This window comes from Streptomyces fildesensis (assembly GCF_016107395.1).
Lineage (GTDB): Bacteria > Actinomycetota > Actinomycetes > Streptomycetales > Streptomycetaceae > Actinacidiphila > Actinacidiphila fildesensis.
In genome coordinates, this window is the sequence record NZ_JAAIKO010000065.1 from 1 (window position 1) to 16,603 (window position 16,603).

The 16,603-nt window shown below is 68.5% G+C and carries 15 protein-coding genes; 11 read left to right on the forward strand and 4 right to left on the reverse strand.

What is annotated here, in order from left to right:
* Window positions 1-1,020: 1,020 nt before the first annotated feature.
* Window positions 1,021-1,341 carry a hypothetical protein gene (locus C6N31_RS39590; RefSeq protein ID WP_198359398.1) on the reverse strand — a complete coding sequence of 107 codons (321 nt, stop codon included), beginning with the start codon at window positions 1,339-1,341 and terminating at the stop codon, window positions 1,021-1,023.
* Between the two features lie 757 nt (window positions 1,342-2,098).
* Between C6N31_RS39590 and C6N31_RS39595 the strand changes: the two genes are divergently transcribed.
* The 8 genes from C6N31_RS39595 to C6N31_RS39630 all read left to right on the forward strand — a co-directional run bounded on the left by C6N31_RS39595 (window position 2,099) and on the right by C6N31_RS39630 (window position 11,652).
* Window positions 2,099-2,827 carry an FG-GAP-like repeat-containing protein gene (locus C6N31_RS39595; RefSeq protein ID WP_232486217.1) on the forward strand — a complete coding sequence of 243 codons (729 nt, stop codon included), beginning with the start codon at window positions 2,099-2,101 and terminating at the stop codon, window positions 2,825-2,827.
* Window positions 2,828-2,922: 95 nt separating this feature from the next.
* The gene (locus C6N31_RS39600) at window positions 2,923-6,996 is read left to right on the forward strand and encodes a nucleic acid/nucleotide deaminase domain-containing protein (protein ID WP_198359402.1); all 4,074 of its coding nucleotides are present in this window, start codon (window positions 2,923-2,925) and stop codon (window positions 6,994-6,996) included.
* A gap of 69 nt (window positions 6,997-7,065) precedes the next feature.
* Window positions 7,066-7,521 carry a hypothetical protein gene (locus tag C6N31_RS39605; RefSeq protein WP_198359403.1) on the forward strand — a complete coding sequence of 152 codons (456 nt, stop codon included), beginning with the start codon at window positions 7,066-7,068 and terminating at the stop codon, window positions 7,519-7,521.
* A gap of 640 nt (window positions 7,522-8,161) precedes the next feature.
* Window positions 8,162-8,533: a hypothetical protein gene (locus tag C6N31_RS39610; protein WP_198359405.1), complete on the forward strand. Its 372-nt coding sequence runs from the start codon at window positions 8,162-8,164 to the stop codon at window positions 8,531-8,533.
* A complete protein-coding gene (locus C6N31_RS39615; RefSeq protein WP_198359406.1) occupies window positions 8,530-8,814 on the forward strand; it encodes a hypothetical protein in 285 nt (94 codons plus the stop codon). Before C6N31_RS39610 ends, C6N31_RS39615 begins: the two co-directional genes overlap by 4 nt.
* A 269-nt stretch (window positions 8,815-9,083) precedes the next feature.
* Window positions 9,084-9,758 carry an ankyrin repeat domain-containing protein gene (locus C6N31_RS39620; protein WP_198359408.1) on the forward strand — a complete coding sequence of 225 codons (675 nt, stop codon included), beginning with the start codon at window positions 9,084-9,086 and terminating at the stop codon, window positions 9,756-9,758.
* A 510-nt stretch (window positions 9,759-10,268) separates the two neighbouring features.
* Window positions 10,269-10,586, forward strand: coding sequence for a chaplin (locus tag C6N31_RS39625; protein WP_198359410.1), 318 nt, complete (start codon window positions 10,269-10,271; stop codon window positions 10,584-10,586).
* Window positions 10,587-10,809: 223 nt separating this feature from the next.
* Entirely contained in the window at window positions 10,810-11,652 is an 843-nt protein-coding gene (locus C6N31_RS39630; RefSeq protein ID WP_198359412.1) for an IS5 family transposase, read from the forward strand.
* Window positions 11,653-11,758: 106 nt separating this feature from the next.
* Here the strand turns inward: C6N31_RS39630 and C6N31_RS39635 are convergent, their stop codons facing one another.
* Together C6N31_RS39635 and C6N31_RS39640 are read right to left on the reverse strand one after the other, a co-directional pair.
* Window positions 11,759-12,121 (reverse strand): winged helix-turn-helix transcriptional regulator, encoded by a 363-nt coding sequence (locus tag C6N31_RS39635; RefSeq protein WP_198359427.1) that lies wholly within the window; start codon window positions 12,119-12,121, stop codon window positions 11,759-11,761.
* A gap of 353 nt (window positions 12,122-12,474) precedes the next feature.
* Window positions 12,475-12,759, reverse strand: a complete 285-nt coding sequence (locus C6N31_RS39640) for a hypothetical protein (RefSeq protein ID WP_198359413.1) — start codon at window positions 12,757-12,759, stop codon at window positions 12,475-12,477.
* 637 nt (window positions 12,760-13,396) lie between these two features.
* Here C6N31_RS39640 and C6N31_RS39645 point away from each other — a divergent pair.
* On the forward strand, window positions 13,397-13,663 hold the full coding sequence (locus C6N31_RS39645) for a hypothetical protein (protein ID WP_198359415.1): 267 nt from the start codon (window positions 13,397-13,399) through the stop codon (window positions 13,661-13,663).
* Between the two features lie 352 nt (window positions 13,664-14,015).
* Window positions 14,016-14,513: a DUF6233 domain-containing protein gene (locus C6N31_RS39650; RefSeq protein ID WP_198359416.1), complete on the forward strand. Its 498-nt coding sequence runs from the start codon at window positions 14,016-14,018 to the stop codon at window positions 14,511-14,513.
* Window positions 14,514-14,891: 378 nt separating this feature from the next.
* Here C6N31_RS39650 and C6N31_RS39655 read toward each other — a convergent pair whose 3' ends face one another.
* Window positions 14,892-15,410 (reverse strand): MCP four helix bundle domain-containing protein, encoded by a 519-nt coding sequence (locus C6N31_RS39655; protein ID WP_198359418.1) that lies wholly within the window; start codon window positions 15,408-15,410, stop codon window positions 14,892-14,894.
* A 1,015-nt stretch (window positions 15,411-16,425) separates the two neighbouring features.
* On the opposite strand from C6N31_RS39655, the gene C6N31_RS39660 reads away from it, so the two are divergent.
* Window positions 16,426-16,602, forward strand: a complete 177-nt coding sequence (locus C6N31_RS39660; protein WP_198359419.1) for a hypothetical protein — start codon at window positions 16,426-16,428, stop codon at window positions 16,600-16,602.
* The last annotated feature ends 1 nt before the right edge of the window (window position 16,603 follow it).

A 16,603-nucleotide genomic window follows, 5' to 3' on the forward strand; every position in this document is an offset into this window, starting at 1 on the left:
CATCTGACGTGCCGTCACTGACACCACCCCACTGACACCAAAGCGGCACATCGCACACAACCCACCGGCTCCGGACCGCGCCAACAGAAGGAGCCGGAACCCCTTGCGCTCCAGAAAAACCGGTGAAGGGGAACCGACTCGCTAGCCCGAGATAGAGGCAGCAGCTGTCGCCCAGCACCCCACCTGCTCAACCCAAGGAACCTGGGCCGGGACCGAAACAAACGGCAACCCCATACCCATAACCCCTACACCAAGCAACCCGCGCAACCCGAGGGGCCAGGCATGCGACTCCCTTGGGGCCTTTTGAAGGACCTCTGACGTCTTTGAGCCGTAGTTCACCAGCATTCCGGCCACTTCACAGCGTCTCCTGAGGCCACCCGCCCCCTCATCTGCGCAGCTCAACGGGCCTTTGACGAACAACCGAGCCGAGCCGCAATGTACCCGGTCAAAGCCCGAAGTGGCGCTGGCCCTCTCGGCCGCCGAAGCTCCGACTCGCCCGGAGACACAACACGTCCATGGCCTGAGCCTCCCGAGGTTCAGGCCATCAACACACCCACCTGCTTGCCCAACACCACCGCCTCGCGGGGGTAGCGCGGCTAACCACCGCGCTCCCTACCATCCGGCTGACCACCAACCAGCAGGGGCGCACCCATGTCTAGGCGTCCCCAGCCCGCCCAAGGGCTGAGGACGCGACGCAAACCAACTCGGTCCTCGAACGAGTCCCGCCGTACATGCCCGCCCGTAGTCGAAGGAGCTCCGCCATGCCCTCACCCGTATCCCTGGCCGCACTGTCTGCCCTACCCCTGGGCAGCGTCGCCGCCCTCCTCACCAACCATGCTCTGTATGCGTTCCTGCTGGGCTTGGCGGGCTTGGTGCCCGTTCTCGCCAACACCTGCATGCGCTGGCAAACGCATCGCATGTGGCTGGAGTTGGAACGGCGCAGACTCCGGGCACTGGACCGACTGGAGGCTCCCGAACAGATCCTGGACCGGCTGCCACCACCTACCGGTCCTCTCGGCCTCACGCCGCCAACGCAGGGGCCAGCACCACCCGCCGCTTCACCAAGCGATCCGGCAGCAGGCGGAGCAGCGGGGGCCGGATGATGTGCCGCATCAGCGAGACAGGCACCACACCCGTCACCGCCCGGGTGACGTACGGCACCAAGCAGCAGCTCGCCGACATGCGGCCGCTATTCAAGGCCGAACGGGCCAGGGCGCGGGCGCTGTCGACGACGCCGCGCTGGGACTGGGACGGGCTTCCCGGCCGGGAAGCCGCGGCGAAGCGGGCGCAGTGGGCGATGTACCGGGCACACCTACGCGAGATCGGGCAGCTGGCCGACATGTTAGACGTCCTGGTGACGTTCGGGGTACGGGGCCGAGCTGGCAGCACGCGGCTGGGACCAGGACTGGCCGGCGGCTGCCAGCGCAGGCGAAGAACCCCGGTGCTGGGACGGCGGCTGGCCGGAACGGGTCACCGTACGCCTGCCGGCCCGGCTGGTGAACCAGGTACTGGCCGCATGCTGGCACACCAGCGCCGAGGCGATCGGGAAGCTGCGGGACTGGCGCGACAAGCACCCGAACATGCTGCCGACCACAGCACGACGACACGGGGGCGGCCAACACCACGGGGCGAGCACCGCCACGGCACCGACCAACACAACAACACGACGGCCCACCCGGCACGAGGCAACGAGCGCAGCCCGACTCCAGGAACGGCACAACAGCCAGCGCGGCCAAGCCCGTTGGGCTGTGTGACATTTTCGCCGGAGGCCCTTCCTTATGGATCTTTTATGTTTGTAATATGCATTTGCCGTGGTCTTGGACCTGGCGTGTGTTCATCCGTGGGGGGTGGCCAGGCGGTTTCGTCATGCCTGCGCCTGCGCGCGTGTTCGCGCTCGTGTCGTTCGTAAGGACATTCGTCCGATATGTTCCATCTTTCTAATCGCCTGGTACACCGGGCGGTGATCCGTGCCACCGGTCTGGCTACAGCAGCCGTCCTCGTCATGGCCGTTGCGGCATCGGCGTCGTCGCCAGCCGCCGTCCGGGGATCTGCCAATGCCGCCGGACCGGCCGCTCAGAACGCGACCAGTACGACACCGATGTTTCCCGCCTTCGGCCGCAGGGCCGACGGTCACCTGTACGACTACGAACCGTCCGGCACCGGTGGCTTCCGCGCGTCGGTGGACCTGGGCGGCGGGTTCGGTGAAGCAACCGCGATCGTGCAGAACAATGTCTCCGCCGATAAGGCCAGTGATCTGTACTTCCGGATGGGCGGGTCCCTGTACTACACCGCCGAGCGCGGTACCGAGACCAAGCTGCTCGGCAGCGGTTGGGACCAGTACGACCTGCTGGTCGCGGGAGGGAACTTCGGCGGAGCGGCACAGCCGGACCTGATCGCGAGGGAGCCCTCGGGTGCGTTGTGGCTCTACCAGGCCGGAGCCGACGGGGTGTTGGCCGCGAAGGTCAGGATGGGGACCGGCTTCCAGGGTATGGACCGGATCATCGGACGCGCGGACTTCACCGGTGACGGCAAAGCCGACCTCATCACCCGCTCCCCGGGTGGGACCCTGTACCTCTTCCCCGGGTCCGGCAACGCCGTGACCGACGCAGTGTGCACGGGCCGGCTGACGGTCAGTACGGGCTGGAACGCCTACAACGTCCTGATCTCCACCGGCGACCAGAACAGCGACGGCAAGGCCGACCTGATCGCCAGCGACCCCGCAGGGGCGTTGTGGCTGTTCAAGGGCACAGGCGACCCCGCCGCCCCGTTCGCCGCCCGGGTGCAGATCGGCTCGTCCGGCTGGAGCTCCTTCAACACCCTGTTCTGAACTCCGGCCGCCCGCCCCATCACACTTCCTGCCCCGTGGCAAGGTCCGTCGAAGACCGACCGGGGCAGCATCAGCAGATCGGCTGACTCACCCCCATGCGAACCAACGCACCACCCTTCCCCCGCCTGCCCAGACGCCTGCTGGGCCGGCTGCTCACCACCACGGCCCTGGCCACCGTCGCCGCGGTGACCTTCACCGGCGGCCAACTCCAGCCCCTCGCCAGCGCCGACGCAGTGCCGGCTGGTGCAACCCTGGACGCGCCAGCTTTCGACGCCGCCAAAGCCGCGCAGATCCGTGCGGCCCAGTGCCGACTCACCCTCGCGCAGCGCAAGGGCGGTCAGGAGCTGAAAGGCGTCGCTCGTGCCGGTCTGAACGGCAACGAGTCGGAACTCCTCAACGCGGCCGATGTTGTGTCCCAAGGCGCGCCCCTCGGGGTCGCCTATGAAGCGGACTTGAGACAGGCGATCAGCAAGGGCAACGAACTTCTCTTCCGGCACCAGGAATGGGAGAAGAGCCTCAACGTCACGAATCCGGTCGGGTACACCCAAACGGGTTTTCAGCAGGTAGATCCGAAGGACAACCCCTTCGACACCACTGGCCTTCGGAGTTGGCTTGACGGCCAGGTCCGGCTCAGCCAGCACGACGCGTTCTTCTCCCAGAACCAGGCCCCGTTGGCCAGCGCGGAGAGCGTAGCCGCCGTCACCCAGGTTGCCACCACGCGGTACACCGACATTTCGTCCACCGACTACGCGTACTGGGAACGATGGAAGACCGACCGGCAGTACATGGAGCCCCAGGGCGCCATGTACGCCGACGACGCGCGGTTGTTCCTGCAGTACGGCGGGTTCCCCACCAGTGCGCCAGCTCCGGATACCATGGAATTCCGGATCGATGTGGAAGCGCTCAAGGCGCGCTTCGCGTCCTGTACCACCAGCACCCCCTACGACCCCCAGCAAGTTCTGGGCGCCGAGATAATGCAGGCGTCGGCGGAGTGGCAGGACGAACTGTCCGGTCAGGCCGCCCCGCGCGACACCATCATGGGCGCGGAGAAGCAGGCCTCCGCCGACCTGCAGGTAGCCACCCAGGCCCTGGGAGAGGCCCTCGGCCAGTCCATCATCGCCAGCCGCCTCGCGGACTGGCAGGCCTACTGGCTCAAGCAGCCCACCAGCGCGCAGCGGTACCCGACGGCGGCTGACTTCGCGAAGGTCAAGGTCGACATCGTCAAGGCACAGGCCATGGCGCTGGGCCGGGTCCACGTCGCGTCGCGGGCCGCGCAATCCGCTCAGCAGCAGGCCACCACCGCCATCGCCGCGCAGCAAAGCGCGTACGGCATCGCGGACGCCGCCGGACTGCCCCGCGGACGCGGGCTCCTCTACGGCCAGCAGGCCGTCCAGGTCGCCCGGGCCTCGGCGGCCGCCGCTCTGGCAGTGGCGAAGGCCACGGAGACCGCGTCGAACGCCACCAGGGCCTCGGCCTCGGACAGCAAGACGCTGATGGCTCTGGCCCAGACCCAGGCACACGCCTCAGCAGCCGAGTTCCGCCGCATCGCCGCCCAGGAAGCAGCAGCCCAGGCGAAGGCCGCCGCGGACGGCGCGGCGCTGCAGGCCACCAAGGCCGCGGAAAACGCCACCAAGGCCAAGGCCGCCCAAGCTAAGGCCGAAGCCGCCGAGCAGACCGCAAAGACCGCCGCCGCCGACGCACACGCCAAGCGGCTGACGGCCGAGGCCGAGCGTGACAAGGCCAAGACACAGAAGGAGATCGCCGCCACCGAGCGGCAGAAGGCAGCCGACGCCAACGCGCGAGCCCAGACGGAACGCACGACAGCAGCGGAGAAGCTGTCGGCCGCGCAAACCGCCGGGACCACAGCGGCTACGAAGAAGGAGGCCGCCCTCACCGCGGAGCGCAACGCCATCTCCTCACGCAACGACGCGCTCAATGCGGAGGGCCGACGGGACGCGCTGGGCGCCAAGGCCGCCGCCAAGGAGGCGAAAGCGGACGCCGACGAAGGCACCGACGCCGCGGCGGATTCCCGCACCGCAGCGACCCAGGCGCGCACCGATGCCAATGCCGCGACCACCGCTGCCACGAACGCCCGTGCAGCGGCCAACGACGCCACCAACGCCGCAGCCAACGCCCGGGAGGCGGCGACCAAGGCAGAGGCCGCGGCGTCGCGCGCGAAGGCCGCGTCCGACGGGGCCCAGCGGGACGTGAAGATCACCAACGCCGCGGTGACCAAGGCCCATGCGGCCGCCGCTGACGCGATCGGATACTCCGAAGCGGCTGCCGAAAACGTTCGTGCCGCCAAAGCACTGGCCGATACCGCCCAGGCGAAGGCGGCCGAGGCCCACGCCAACGCCGTGCTCGCCCGGGTCGAAGCCAACGCCGCCGCCGTGTCAGCAGTGCAAACAGCCGGCTTCGCCTACGCCACCGCGCAAGCCGCTCTGGCCGCCCGCGACAGTGCCGCCCAGGTCATCAACCCCGCCAACGACGCTGTCGAGCTCGGATCCCCATACAAGGAGACCGACGCTTCGGCCGGCCTGGCCGTCCTGACCGGACAGGCCGCCAAGACCGCAGCCCAACAACAAGAAGCACTCGCCCAAGCCAAGGCCAACCAGGCAGGCAAGGCCGCCACCGAAGCAGCGGCCCTGGCCGCAGCTGCCGACGCCGACGCCAAGGCAGCCGCCACCGCGGCATCCGCAGCCGCAGCCTCCGCCGTCGCAGCGGTAGCGTCGCTGGGCCAAGCCCGCGCATCCGCAGCCGAGGCATCCAAGGCGGCAGCGGCAGCGGTCAAGGCCGAAGCCAACACCGTCGAGTACAACCGGCAGGCCACCGCCGACGCGGCAGCCGCGACCGCCGCCTCGACCGAAGCAGCCGGATACGCCACCGAAGCACGCTCTTCAGCCACCGCCGCCGAGCAAGACGCCACCTCCGCCCGCGGGGCGGCCACCGCCGCCGAAGCAGACGCCGCCACCGCCCGCGGCATCGCCGACCAGGCCGAGAAAGACGCCACCGCAGCCGAAGCCTCAGCCACGCGGGCCCAGCAGGACGCGAAAGAAGCCCAGGAAGCCGCCGAGCGGGCCGAGGTCAAGGGCAACAACGACCAGATCAAGGCCGGTACCACCACCGGCGTCGGCAACGTGTTCTACGTCCCCAACCACATCGAGCAGATCGGTGAACCCGAGGACGTCAAGACGGACAACTGCAACCCCATCTTCCACACCGGGGACTGCACGGTCACCGAGACCATCCACTTCACCGCGTTCGTCGACCTGTACCAGTGCACCGACGAGGACAGCCCCGCCACCCAATTGATGTGCCCGCCCTCAGCCCTCGTCTTCCTCGGCTCCGCAACGCTCACCAACCAAAAGGAGACCGTCACCCGAACCCTGTCGATGACCGAGTTCAACTCGGGCATCGACCCCGTCAAAATCGTCTTGGGCGACTTCATCGAATGCGCCCAAAAACTCGTACCTGGCGGCGACAGCGGATCCTGGACCGGATGCGCCTGGGCCGCCACCTGGTTCGTCGGTGGCAAAGCACTCAAGGTCACTGCTGACGCCGTCAAGGCCCTCGATGCCGCAATGAGAACGGGCATCGGAGTCACGGACGCCTGGAAGGGCCTGCGTGCCGCCGGCCTCACCGAGGCCGCCATCGAGGGAATCGGAGCGAAAATCCTTGATGGCTTCGTCACAGCATGTACCAGAAGGAACCCCCTGCGCGCGGCGGCCGTACACAGCGGTAATCCGTGCGAGGGGATCATTGCCTACGGCAGCACTGATCTCGCTCTCATGGCGTACAAGGGCAGAATGGGTTCTGGAGTCACCGCGGGGCGCAATGTAGCGGTTGCGAAGGTTCCAGGGTGGAACGACCCGAAAACTGGTGATCTTGTGGTCGGTTTCAGCAAGGGGGACGGGTATCACTCGGAGAACCACATCCTGGACCAGTTGGCGGCAAGGAACTTCAAGCCATCACAAATCACAGAGTTGTACAGCGACCGGAAGCCGTGTCCTGTGTGCAGCCCCCTCTTGGAGGACGTTCTCACTCCGGGGACTCCCATCTTTTGGGCCGTCCCTGACGGACCTGGATCCGCAGCACTCCTCAAGAATATGATCCAGAGGTTCGGCGGGAGGGCATCCTTCCGGACCTCCGTGAAATCTGACGAGGAGTAGCCTATTTGTCGGGTGTGGTGGGCGTGCGCGTATCGCTCACCACACCCGACAGGAGAAGAAAGAAACACGATGTCCGAATACGGATTTGCCCGCGCATCCGATGAAGTTCTTGCTGCCCGAACAGGCCTGGCCGATCAGGTGGTCCAAACGCTCCGGCGCGCTGGCCTGCCCGCCTTCCGCGATGAAGGCGCCCATTCGGAGGAGCAGTCAGGTGCCGCGGTGTATGTGGATGATGATGCAGAGATCGCATCGGCTCCAGTATCTGTGGGATGGAATTGCGACCCTGACATGGTGAAAGCCGCTGTCGACAGCCTCACCTCAGGCACCCCTGATACCTCGGTCGTACGGTATCCCGGAGTGATCGGCCTCCACATGCAGACAGCACTGATCAAGATCTTGTTGTCGGCCGGTATCATTGCAACGCTGGAAAAAGACAACATGAATCCAGAACACGTCCTGGTCTTCGGGACAACATCCGACCTACCCCCCGCGTTCCGACCCACATTTATTCCACGGAACATGTGACAACAGGTCTTCGCGGGGGTCTGTCGGCATACTGGCGGGCCCCCGCAAGTGCAACGACTCCAGCTACCAAAGTAGTCGGGGCAACCGGGGCCAGGGGCCGACTCTCCGCCCGGAAAGCGCTATGCCCAAGAGTGCCACTATGGTGCGGCCTCCGACGACGCGCGGCTGGGCGAAGACTGCAAAGAACCCGACCCGCTGACCCGGAACGCGGGACGGCGGCCGGCGGCCGGCGGAGACCGTACGGCTCCGATCACCACCTGACACAGATACCGCTGAACAGTTCGAGCCGTGTCATCGATCCCCTGTTTCCCAGGTGGTGAGCTACAACTGCGTCACTGCACCTGTGTCATCAGGTCAGGCGCACCCTCCGGGGCCCGTGACGCCGGTACACAGATAAGGACGCCTACCTGGCGAAACAGGGCTCCCAGTGCACAGGTACACAGGTCCTCACCGGGCCTGACCCCCAATCCCCCAATCCCCCAGTGGGCTCCGCCACCTGGGCAAACAGGGGTTCTATCCCCCAATAGGTTGGGGGATTGGGGGATTGGGGGCGCTGCCGTGAACCCGTCCTCGCATCCTTCGGAGCCCGGCCGGGTGATCTGGCGGCGGGCGGGGTGGGTGGGGCGGGATGATGTTCGGCATGACCGAGGCCGGCACCATCACCGTCACCGCCCGCGTCGCGTACGGCACCAAGCAGCAGCTCGCCGACATGCGGCCACTGTTCAAAGCCGAACGGACCAGGGCGCGGGCGCTGTCGACGTCGGCACCGTGGGACTGGGACGGGCTGCCCGGCCGGGAGGCCGCGGCGAAGCGGGCGCAGTGGGCGATGTACCGGGCGCACCTGCACGAGAGCGGGGAGTTGGCCGACACGCTGGACGGCCTGGTGGCATTCTGGGTGCGGGCCGAGCTGGCGGCGCTCGGCTGGGACCGGGACTGGCCGCCGTTGCCGGCGCAGGCGAAGAACCCGGGCGGTGGCCCGGGACGCGGGACGGCGGCTGGCCGGAGCGGGTGACGGTCCGCCTGCCGGCCCCGCTGGTGGGCCAGGTGCCGGCCGCGTGCTGGCACACCAGCGAGGACGCGATCGGACGCTTGCGGGACTGGCGGGACAAGCACCCGGACATGCTGCCGACGAAGCCGTTCCGCTACCCGGCCGAGGACGCGGCGCTGGCCGAGTACGAGGAACTGGCGGCGCAGGTGACGCCGGCCGGGGACATCTGGCGTGCAGCGGTGCAGCGCGGCATTGCAGCCGAGCCGGTCATCCGCGAGCGCCAGGCCGTCGCCGTCGACGCGTGAAGTGTCACGCTGTCACGCCCCCTGCTGCAAAGGGGGTGTTGAGGGGTGTCCGCCCTGGTCAGGGGTGTAGCACAGGGTAGCGTGACAGGCGGCGTGACACCCCGCGTGACAGGGTGGCGTGACACCTGCTGCTACCCCCGGCCGCTGCTGTCCTGACTGTCCCGTGTCATCGAACCTGGATCGTTTGCCATCGAAGTTGGACGACCGGCAGTCGGAGGGTTGAGTGCTTCAGTTGCTCCCTCGGTCCGGAGACGCGGAATGATCGGGATATGGACGTGGCGGATCAACTGGTGCGGTCGGCGGACGCCGGCGACGTGATCTCGGTAGCGCGGCAGCTGGAGCTGGGTGCTGCGGTGGATGCGCCGGACACGGGCGGGCGTACGGCGCTGGATGTGGCAGCGGGGCGGGGACATGCCGATGTCGTCCGTCTGCTCATTGATGCGGGGGCCGATTTGGAGCAGCGGGCGGGTGAGTACGAGGAGTCGACGCCGCTGTGCCTGGCGGCGATCCGTGGGCACACGGCAGTCGTGGGGGCTCTGCTCGATGCCGGTGCCCGTACCGGTGCCCAGGGCCGGATGGGCTACGTGCCGCTGGTGCTGGCAGCCACGGCTGGGAACGAGGGGTACCCGGCGACGGTAGATCTGTTGCTGGACCACGGGGCGGATGTCAACGCGGTGATGAAGCGCAAGACCGCACTCGACTGGGCGACCGGGTTCGGACAGATACCGATGGTGCGCCACCTGCTCAGCCGCGGTGCCACCCCATCGGCCAAGGCTCTGACCAACGCGCGTGAGCACACCGACCGCGATCCGGAGTGCCGGCAGAAGACCGGGCGCATCGCCGCCGTGCCGCTCGGGGCGGGCGCCACGGCCGGCGCGGAACAGGTCATTCGGCATCTACCTGAGCAGGATGATCCCGGAACGGAAGCCAAGAATCAGGCGTAGTGACCGCGCAGAATCTGAGAACCTATCTTTGATCCCCCAGTTCGCGGACGGTGCTGATGTCACCGGGCTGCTGCTCCTGCGGCGCTGTCTTCGCGAGGACCTGCGACCCACGCGGCCCGCGCCGGGATAAGCCGTGTCCAAGGTTCGGGGTCGAGCCCTGACCACGCCCGGAAGCCGGCCGCTGGTGGGATGCGAGCTGACGCAGGGGTCGCCGCCCGTAGGGCTACGGATGATGCGGTCGGGCCTGGCAGGAAAGGGCGAAACCGCCAGGCCCGACCGGACCTCGATGTCGCACCCCATGAACGAGCCGCTCGCGGTCCACGACACGGGCGGCGCCACCACCGGCAACCCGCATTCACCCGGACGGCCCCCTGCCGGCGTCCCGGGACTGCGGCGCGTGATGCGGGCGCTCGTTCGGCGTAACGTCCGTGACCTGGGGCCAAGCACGCCCGTTGGTGAAGTCGACGCCGTGACCCTGCGGCGGACTCAACCCTCCCAAGGAGACTTTCGATGTCCCGTATTGCCAAGGCAGCCGCCATCACCGCCGTCGCCGGCGCCATCATGGCCACCGGTGCCGGCATTGCCGCCGCCGACGCCGATGCCCACGGTGCAGCCATCGGCTCCCCCGGCGTCCTGTCCGGCAACCTCATTCAGGTCCCCATCCACGTGCCGATCAACGTATGCGGCAACACCGTCAACGTCGTCGGTCTCCTGAACCCGGCGTTCGGCAACGTCTGCCAGAACATCAGCAGCGATGACGACGACCACAGTGACCACAAGGGCGACGACAAGGGCGACTGGGCCGGCCACGACAGCTACAACCGCTGACCACCGCCCCACCACCATCACCCGGGCCGCCGGAACCGGACTCCAGCCCGCACGGAAACAGGGGCAAACGCCCCTGATCCCGTGACGCGTCCCCCGGCGGCCCGGGGCTCGGGAGTGTCTAAGAGCTCGCGCAGATAGGCGGAGTAGAGCGCCCCGATGGCAGAACAGGCACAGGACTTCGCGATCATGGAGTTGCGACGCTCTGTGACCATCGGGGAGACCTGTGCCTGCACTGCCATCATGGCTGACAGACCCACTCTGGGACCAATTCTCTGCGCTCCTGCCGAAGCGGCCGCTTTACGATCCGGACCACCCGCTGGGCTGCCACGGCCCTCGGATCAGCGACCGGATCGTGTTCGACAAGCTGCTCCAACTCCTGCGGTTCGGTTGCTCCTACGAAGGCATAGCCGACACGACCTGCTCGGCCACCACAATCCGCAACCGCCGCAACGAGTGGATCCGACTCGGTGTCTTCGCCCGCCTCAAGCACATCGTCCTGGAGGCATACGACCGGATCGTGGGCCTCGTGCTGGACCAGATCGCTATCGACGGATCGATCACTAAGGCACCCGGCGGCGGCCAGGCAGCCGGGCGCTCCCCGGTCGATCGAGGCAAACAGGGCCTGAAACGATCCGGTATGACGGATGGTTACGGAATTCCGCTGGGTCGCGTCCTGGCCGGAGCGAACTGCCACGACTCCCCGCTGCTCGCCCCGACGCTCGACCTCTTGGACGACCTGGGCCCGCTGCCCGATGACATCACGGTGCATCTGGACGCCGGCTACGACTCAACTACGACGCGCACCTCCCTCGCCGAACGCGGCCTGCACGGCCAGATCGCCTGCAAGGGTGTAAAAGCACCCATCCAGGCAAGTCAGCGCTGGCATGTCGAGCGCACGCGCGCCTGGCAGAACGCCTTCCACCGGCTCGCCCGCTGCTACGAACGTCGGACCATCGTGATCGACGCCTTCTTCGACCTCGCAGACGCGATCATCACCGTCCGCAGCCTGATCCGCCGGGCCTGGACTACCCATCGCTGGGACGACCGCCCGTGGCGCCGCCCATGAACCCCGCCTGTCTGCGCGGCCTCCTACGCGGAGACTGCTCCTGGCGACCGGCAACCCGGATCAGGCAATCCTAAAATGACGACGGGCGACGTCTTGCCCCTGTGGTTCAGGCGACACGGGTGTCGTGGGTCTCGCGGTTGGCGAGCACATCGTCCATGTGCTCTTCGGCCCAGGTCTTGAGGCCGCGCATCATTTCGTGCAGCGACAGGCCGAGATCCGTCAGCTCGTAGGCGACCGTGACCGGCACGGTCGGCGTCGCGGTGCGGGTGATCAAACCGTCGCGCTCCAGGGAGCGCAGCGTCTGGGTGAGCATCTTCTGGCTGACGCCGACCAGCAGGCGCAGCAGCTGCGAGTAGCGCATCGACCGGGGCTCGCCGGAGCAGTCGGCGCCTGGCTGATGCGAGCCGCCGCCGCTGCCGAGCGCGGCCAGGATCAGCGTGACCCACTTGTCGGAGAGCCGGTCGAGCAGCTTGCGGCTGGGGCAGACCCGGGCGCACCAGGTGCAGGATCTGCGTGGCGGTCGCCACCTTCAGCACACCCAGCACCCGCAACGCGTCCTTCCGGTCCCGAACCGTCGATCTCGCCTTCGCCATGTGACGCCTCCCCGTACGGCTGCTGCGGAAGCTCCCCATGGTCGCCTGCCGGTACGACAACCCGCCCCGGCCCAATTCACCGGCCGACGCACCAGCGGCGGCCACGCGGCCCGCACAGGGCCCGCCGGAGGCCAAGAACGCCCCTTTCGAACCCTCGCGTCCGCCCACCACCCAGCCGTACCCGTCTCTTCTCAACGGGTACAGCAGGGGGTGGGAGGCAAGAGGGTTGTCAGGGTTTCCAGTGATGCCAGGTCAAGGGGTCTGAACTGCAGAAACACCGGATCGCCGCGCGCTGCTGTCGGTAGTAGTCACGGGTGCAGAAACGGTAGAAGCCGCGGGAGGAATCTTGGGAGCCGGCCGACACGGCCCCGCCGGTCAGCAGCTCCATCACTACCGCCGCCTGGTCCCGCTCGCCGCGCACCATGCCGGGCGAGCACTTCCGCTGCGGCGTGGTCACCGCGGTGCCCACGGTGACCGCGGCCGAACCCGGCCCGGGAGCGCCGCCGTTCAGCATCCCGTCCATTGTGCACTTCACCGGCGTCTCCACGCCGGTCAACGACGATCGAACGGTTTGGCTCCAATTGGAGCCAAACCGTTCGATTGGGAATCAAACAGGGATTGCTCAGCTTCCGTACCGGCGAGCCGGCTACCGCCCCGCCGGCGAGAGTGAGGAAGCAAGAACACCTCTCCCCTTCACAGGGAAGAGGTGTCGGCACGCGCCGCCCGGTTGCACTCCTAGCCTGACCAGGCCGGATGTGGTGCAACGGCGCTGCACCGGTAAAACCTGCCGCGAAACCTCCGGCGAAACCCATCACGAAACCTGCCGCGAAACCCGCCGCGAAACGTCCGCGCACGCCGATCGTGGCGCGGGACAACAGAGTGTCCGCGCACGGAGCGTGAGCCTGCGCCGGAGCAGCTCCCAGACTCCCAGACCACCTCCCAGCACCATCACCACCAGGCAGAACGCGGCCCCCATCTCCCAGACATCCCCGATATTCAGGAACCGTCCCGGCTCCCAGCTCCCGGCGCCTCCCAGGTCATCCGAGAGCTGAGAGGTTGCCCAGCGTGAGGCTCTGGGCGTTCGCCGCTTCCACGCCACGCAGGCGCCCTTCTACTCACCGGGGGCGGGCCGCGACGGCATCCTGGGATGTATGAACAACCGACGCCGCAGCCGACAACGTGCCCGCGCCATCGCGCTGGGCGTCAGCCCCGACGAGCCGGCGCCCCGCGCCCCCGTCGTCGTGCCGCTGCCTCACCTGCCGGTGGCCCCGGTGGCCCTGCCGGAACCGCCAGCCCCTACCGCCGAGCGCTCCTGCTGCCAGGCCACCCGAACCCGGCGCGTCAGTATCGGCGGTACCGTCGTCATCACCCACACCCACCAGGCCCACTGCCCCGACTGGGGCCACCACACCTCCTGAGGCCGGCTGCATCGGGCCCACCGAGGTGTTCCACCGTGGAACCGTCCGAGCGTTCCACGATTCCACGGGTGTCCGTTTCCGCCCGTTCCAACCCCTTGCCCCACTGGTTTGCCCAATTCATCTCAGATATCTGCCGTATCTACCGTTCCATGCCCTTCCATATCTTTTCCATTTGGTGCGAACGGGTCCGGTGCAAGCACTTGGGCAACCGCCCACCTACCCGGGCCTGGCCCCCACCGCGACGCTGTACCGCGTTCCCGGCACCGTGACCTGCGGTAGTGATGTCCGTGGAACACCCGCCCGGCCGGTCGCCGACCGGCGTTCCACCCGGGAATCGTCTGAGGTTGGAACGGTGAGCAGCGAGCGGGACGGGGAGCAAGCGGCGGATCTGCCGGCGGCCGACGGGCCGCTGGTGCGGGTGCGGCTGCACGACGGCCAGGAGCTCTACGCCGTGGTGAAGGGGCGCCGCAAGGAACGCGACGGGACCTGGTGGTACCGGCTGCAGATCCACCTCCCTTCCGCCACCGAGCAGCGCGGCCGCCTGATCGACGCGCCCGCGCCCGTCGACTTCACCGCACCGGCGAGCCGGTGCGAGCCGATCGATGGCCAGGCGTACGACACGGTCCCCACGGATCGGCACGGCGTCGCCCCGGTCTGGCGGATCGAGGAGCCGGTGTACTTCGGGCCCGAGCGCGGGCCGGCGCGCCTCGTGCACCGCGGCGACTGCCGCGCCGTCCGCGACATCTCCCACCCCGCCACCACCGAGCAGGCCCGCACCACCCTCGCGCAGCCCGACGCCGCACCCTGCACTGTCTGCCGCCCCGACCGGCCCCTGAGCCGCGCCATCTAGCCGCAGCCGGCCGGGCGCGGGGCGTCGATGCTTTCGCCGCTTTTGCGCCCCGCTGCGCAGTGACCCGGGCCACTGCGCAGCCATCGCCGACGGTCATCGACTCATCGCCAACGGCGACCAGCGCGTATGCGCAACCGGTGGTTAGTCCAGCCGCGAACCATGGTGAGTTTCCAGCGGCTCCATGGTTAGTTCCACCCATCACAGCAGGTCAGACCTCATGCGCAGTAGCCATTGCGCATCTGCGGTGGTTGCGCAGCGGCGCCTGCGCCGCTGCGCAATCGCTCCCGGCCGGGACGTGGTGAGTTCCAGCGGAGCCCGTGGTTGGTTCCCCACTCCGGGCAGGCCGGCGCGCCGCGCGCAGTGCCGGAGCTGGCACGTTCAGGGCTCCAGGCCGAGGGACCGCAGCACCTTGCGCCCATCCTCGATCTGCTGCCGGGCGGCCTGGACTTCCCGGCGGGCGGTGCGCAGCGCGTTCCGTACGCCGTGCAGCTGCTGGTGCGGGGGCAGGTCCGCGGGCGGGTTGCTGGTGGACAGCAGCGCCTGGGCGGCGTCCAGGAGGTGGTTGACCGCCGGCGCCACCGTGTAGCCGTCACCGTCGTCGTCGGTCTGGGTGGCGGCCAGGTCGGTCAGCGTGCGGTTCACCCGGGCCTGCAGCAGCCGCGACCACACCCCGCCCAACGCCTCGGGTCCGTCGCCGTCCGCGCGCAGCGTGTTGCTGATCCCGGCGACGTAGCCCTCGCGGACCGCCTCCAGGTCCAAGCGGTCGGTGTCGATAGTCGCGGCGGACTCCACGCAGTACAGCAGCATCCCCAGCGCGACCGCCCGCGGCATCGGGTCCGGCACCGGGAGTTCCACCCCGATCGTGCGCAGACAGGCGTGAATCTGCGCGGTGCTCAACACCGGATCATCGCTCACGAACGGGCCCTTCCACGACGCGGCTGACTGCCTCACCAGCTTGCCGGTACCCGCCCCGGACCCGGGCAGGTTCGACGGAACCGCCCCGTGCGATCCGGGGCCGGCGGTACGTGAAACCGGTGACGTACACGCGAGAACGTTGACGTACACGGCGAAGCCGGCCGGGCCCCGGCCGGCTGGCCGAACGCCTGTCGGAGCCAGAACAACCTGTCACGACGGCGGCCGACCGGGCCCGTTGATCCGAAGGAGGGCAAGGGGGGTCTTCGCCTGCCAAAGCACGGAAGGACAAGGGGGTGCAATCTGCGGATCACCGGCCACGCCCGTCCGGCCACTCCGCGGTGCAACCGCCCCGCCCGGACAAGTGCAACCACCCGCCGGACCGGTATCGCGGAAGGTTTCACCCACGGGTCCACCGACAGTTCTACCCACGGGTCCACCGACAATTCCGCAGCCGGTTTCGTACGCGGTTTCGCAGCCGGTTCAACCGCCCCTCCCCACCGACCGGGTATCGGTGCAGGTCACCGGGCGAGTGCAACCGGCCCCGCCGAATCGACACCTCTTCCCGGTCTACCGGGGAGAGGCTCCTCTCTCTCGCGTGCGGGAGCGCGCGGCGCGCCCGGCACGGGACACATGCGCGGCACGCGTTGGCCGATCGGCAGGACCGCTGCCCAGCGGTTCCGCCGATGCCCGCAGGCGGCGTCGGTCGCCGGGGCCGGGGAAGGCGGCTCGGGGCTGTCCAGCAGGCCCAACGCGTGGGCGGAGAGGGGAATCAGATGCTGGGTCAGCCGCGGCGCGTCCGGAGCGCTCCAGACCTTAGTCCTCGCTGCGCTGCGGGCGGCCTTGAGCGTACCGGCCGTGTCAAAGCGGAGAAGGGAGGCGCGCCGATGCCGGCCCCCTCCGCCGATCCGGGCCGGATACCGCGGCAGCAGGCGATGTCTGACGGCCGCTGAAGCAGCGTGCGGACGGCTATGCCCTCACTGCTGCAACCAGATGCCTGATGATGTCCTGCGTCACCGTCGGCACGTTGTACTTCGCGAGCGAGCAGCGCGGCCGCCTGGTCGACAAGCCCGCGCCCATCGACTTCGCCGCGCCGGCGAGCCGGTGCGAGCCGATCGAAGGCCAGGCGTACGAGGCGGTGCCCACCGAGCGGGAGAGCCTCGGTCCGGCCTTCTAGA

Coding starts and splice junctions, on each gene's coding strand:
- C6N31_RS39595 (WP_232486217.1), top strand. CDS start 2,099: ATGTTTCCCGCCTTCGGCCGCAGGGCCGACGGTCACCTGTACGACTAC.
- C6N31_RS39620 (WP_198359408.1), top strand. CDS start 9,084: ATGGACGTGGCGGATCAACTGGTGCGGTCGGCGGACGCCGGCGACGTG.
- C6N31_RS39640 (WP_198359413.1), bottom strand. CDS start 12,759: ATGCTGAACGGCGGCGCTCCCGGGCCGGGTTCGGCCGCGGTCACCGTG.
- C6N31_RS39645 (WP_198359415.1), top strand. CDS start 13,397: ATGAACAACCGACGCCGCAGCCGACAACGTGCCCGCGCCATCGCGCTG.
- C6N31_RS39605 (WP_198359403.1), top strand. CDS start 7,066: ATGTCCGAATACGGATTTGCCCGCGCATCCGATGAAGTTCTTGCTGCC.
- C6N31_RS39660 (WP_198359419.1), top strand. CDS start 16,426: ATGATGTCCTGCGTCACCGTCGGCACGTTGTACTTCGCGAGCGAGCAG.
- C6N31_RS39600 (WP_198359402.1), top strand. CDS start 2,923: ATGCGAACCAACGCACCACCCTTCCCCCGCCTGCCCAGACGCCTGCTG.
- C6N31_RS39590 (WP_198359398.1), bottom strand. CDS start 1,341: ATGTCGGCCAGCTGCCCGATCTCGCGTAGGTGTGCCCGGTACATCGCC.
- C6N31_RS39625 (WP_198359410.1), top strand. CDS start 10,269: ATGTCCCGTATTGCCAAGGCAGCCGCCATCACCGCCGTCGCCGGCGCC.
- C6N31_RS39610 (WP_198359405.1), top strand. CDS start 8,162: ATGACCGAGGCCGGCACCATCACCGTCACCGCCCGCGTCGCGTACGGC.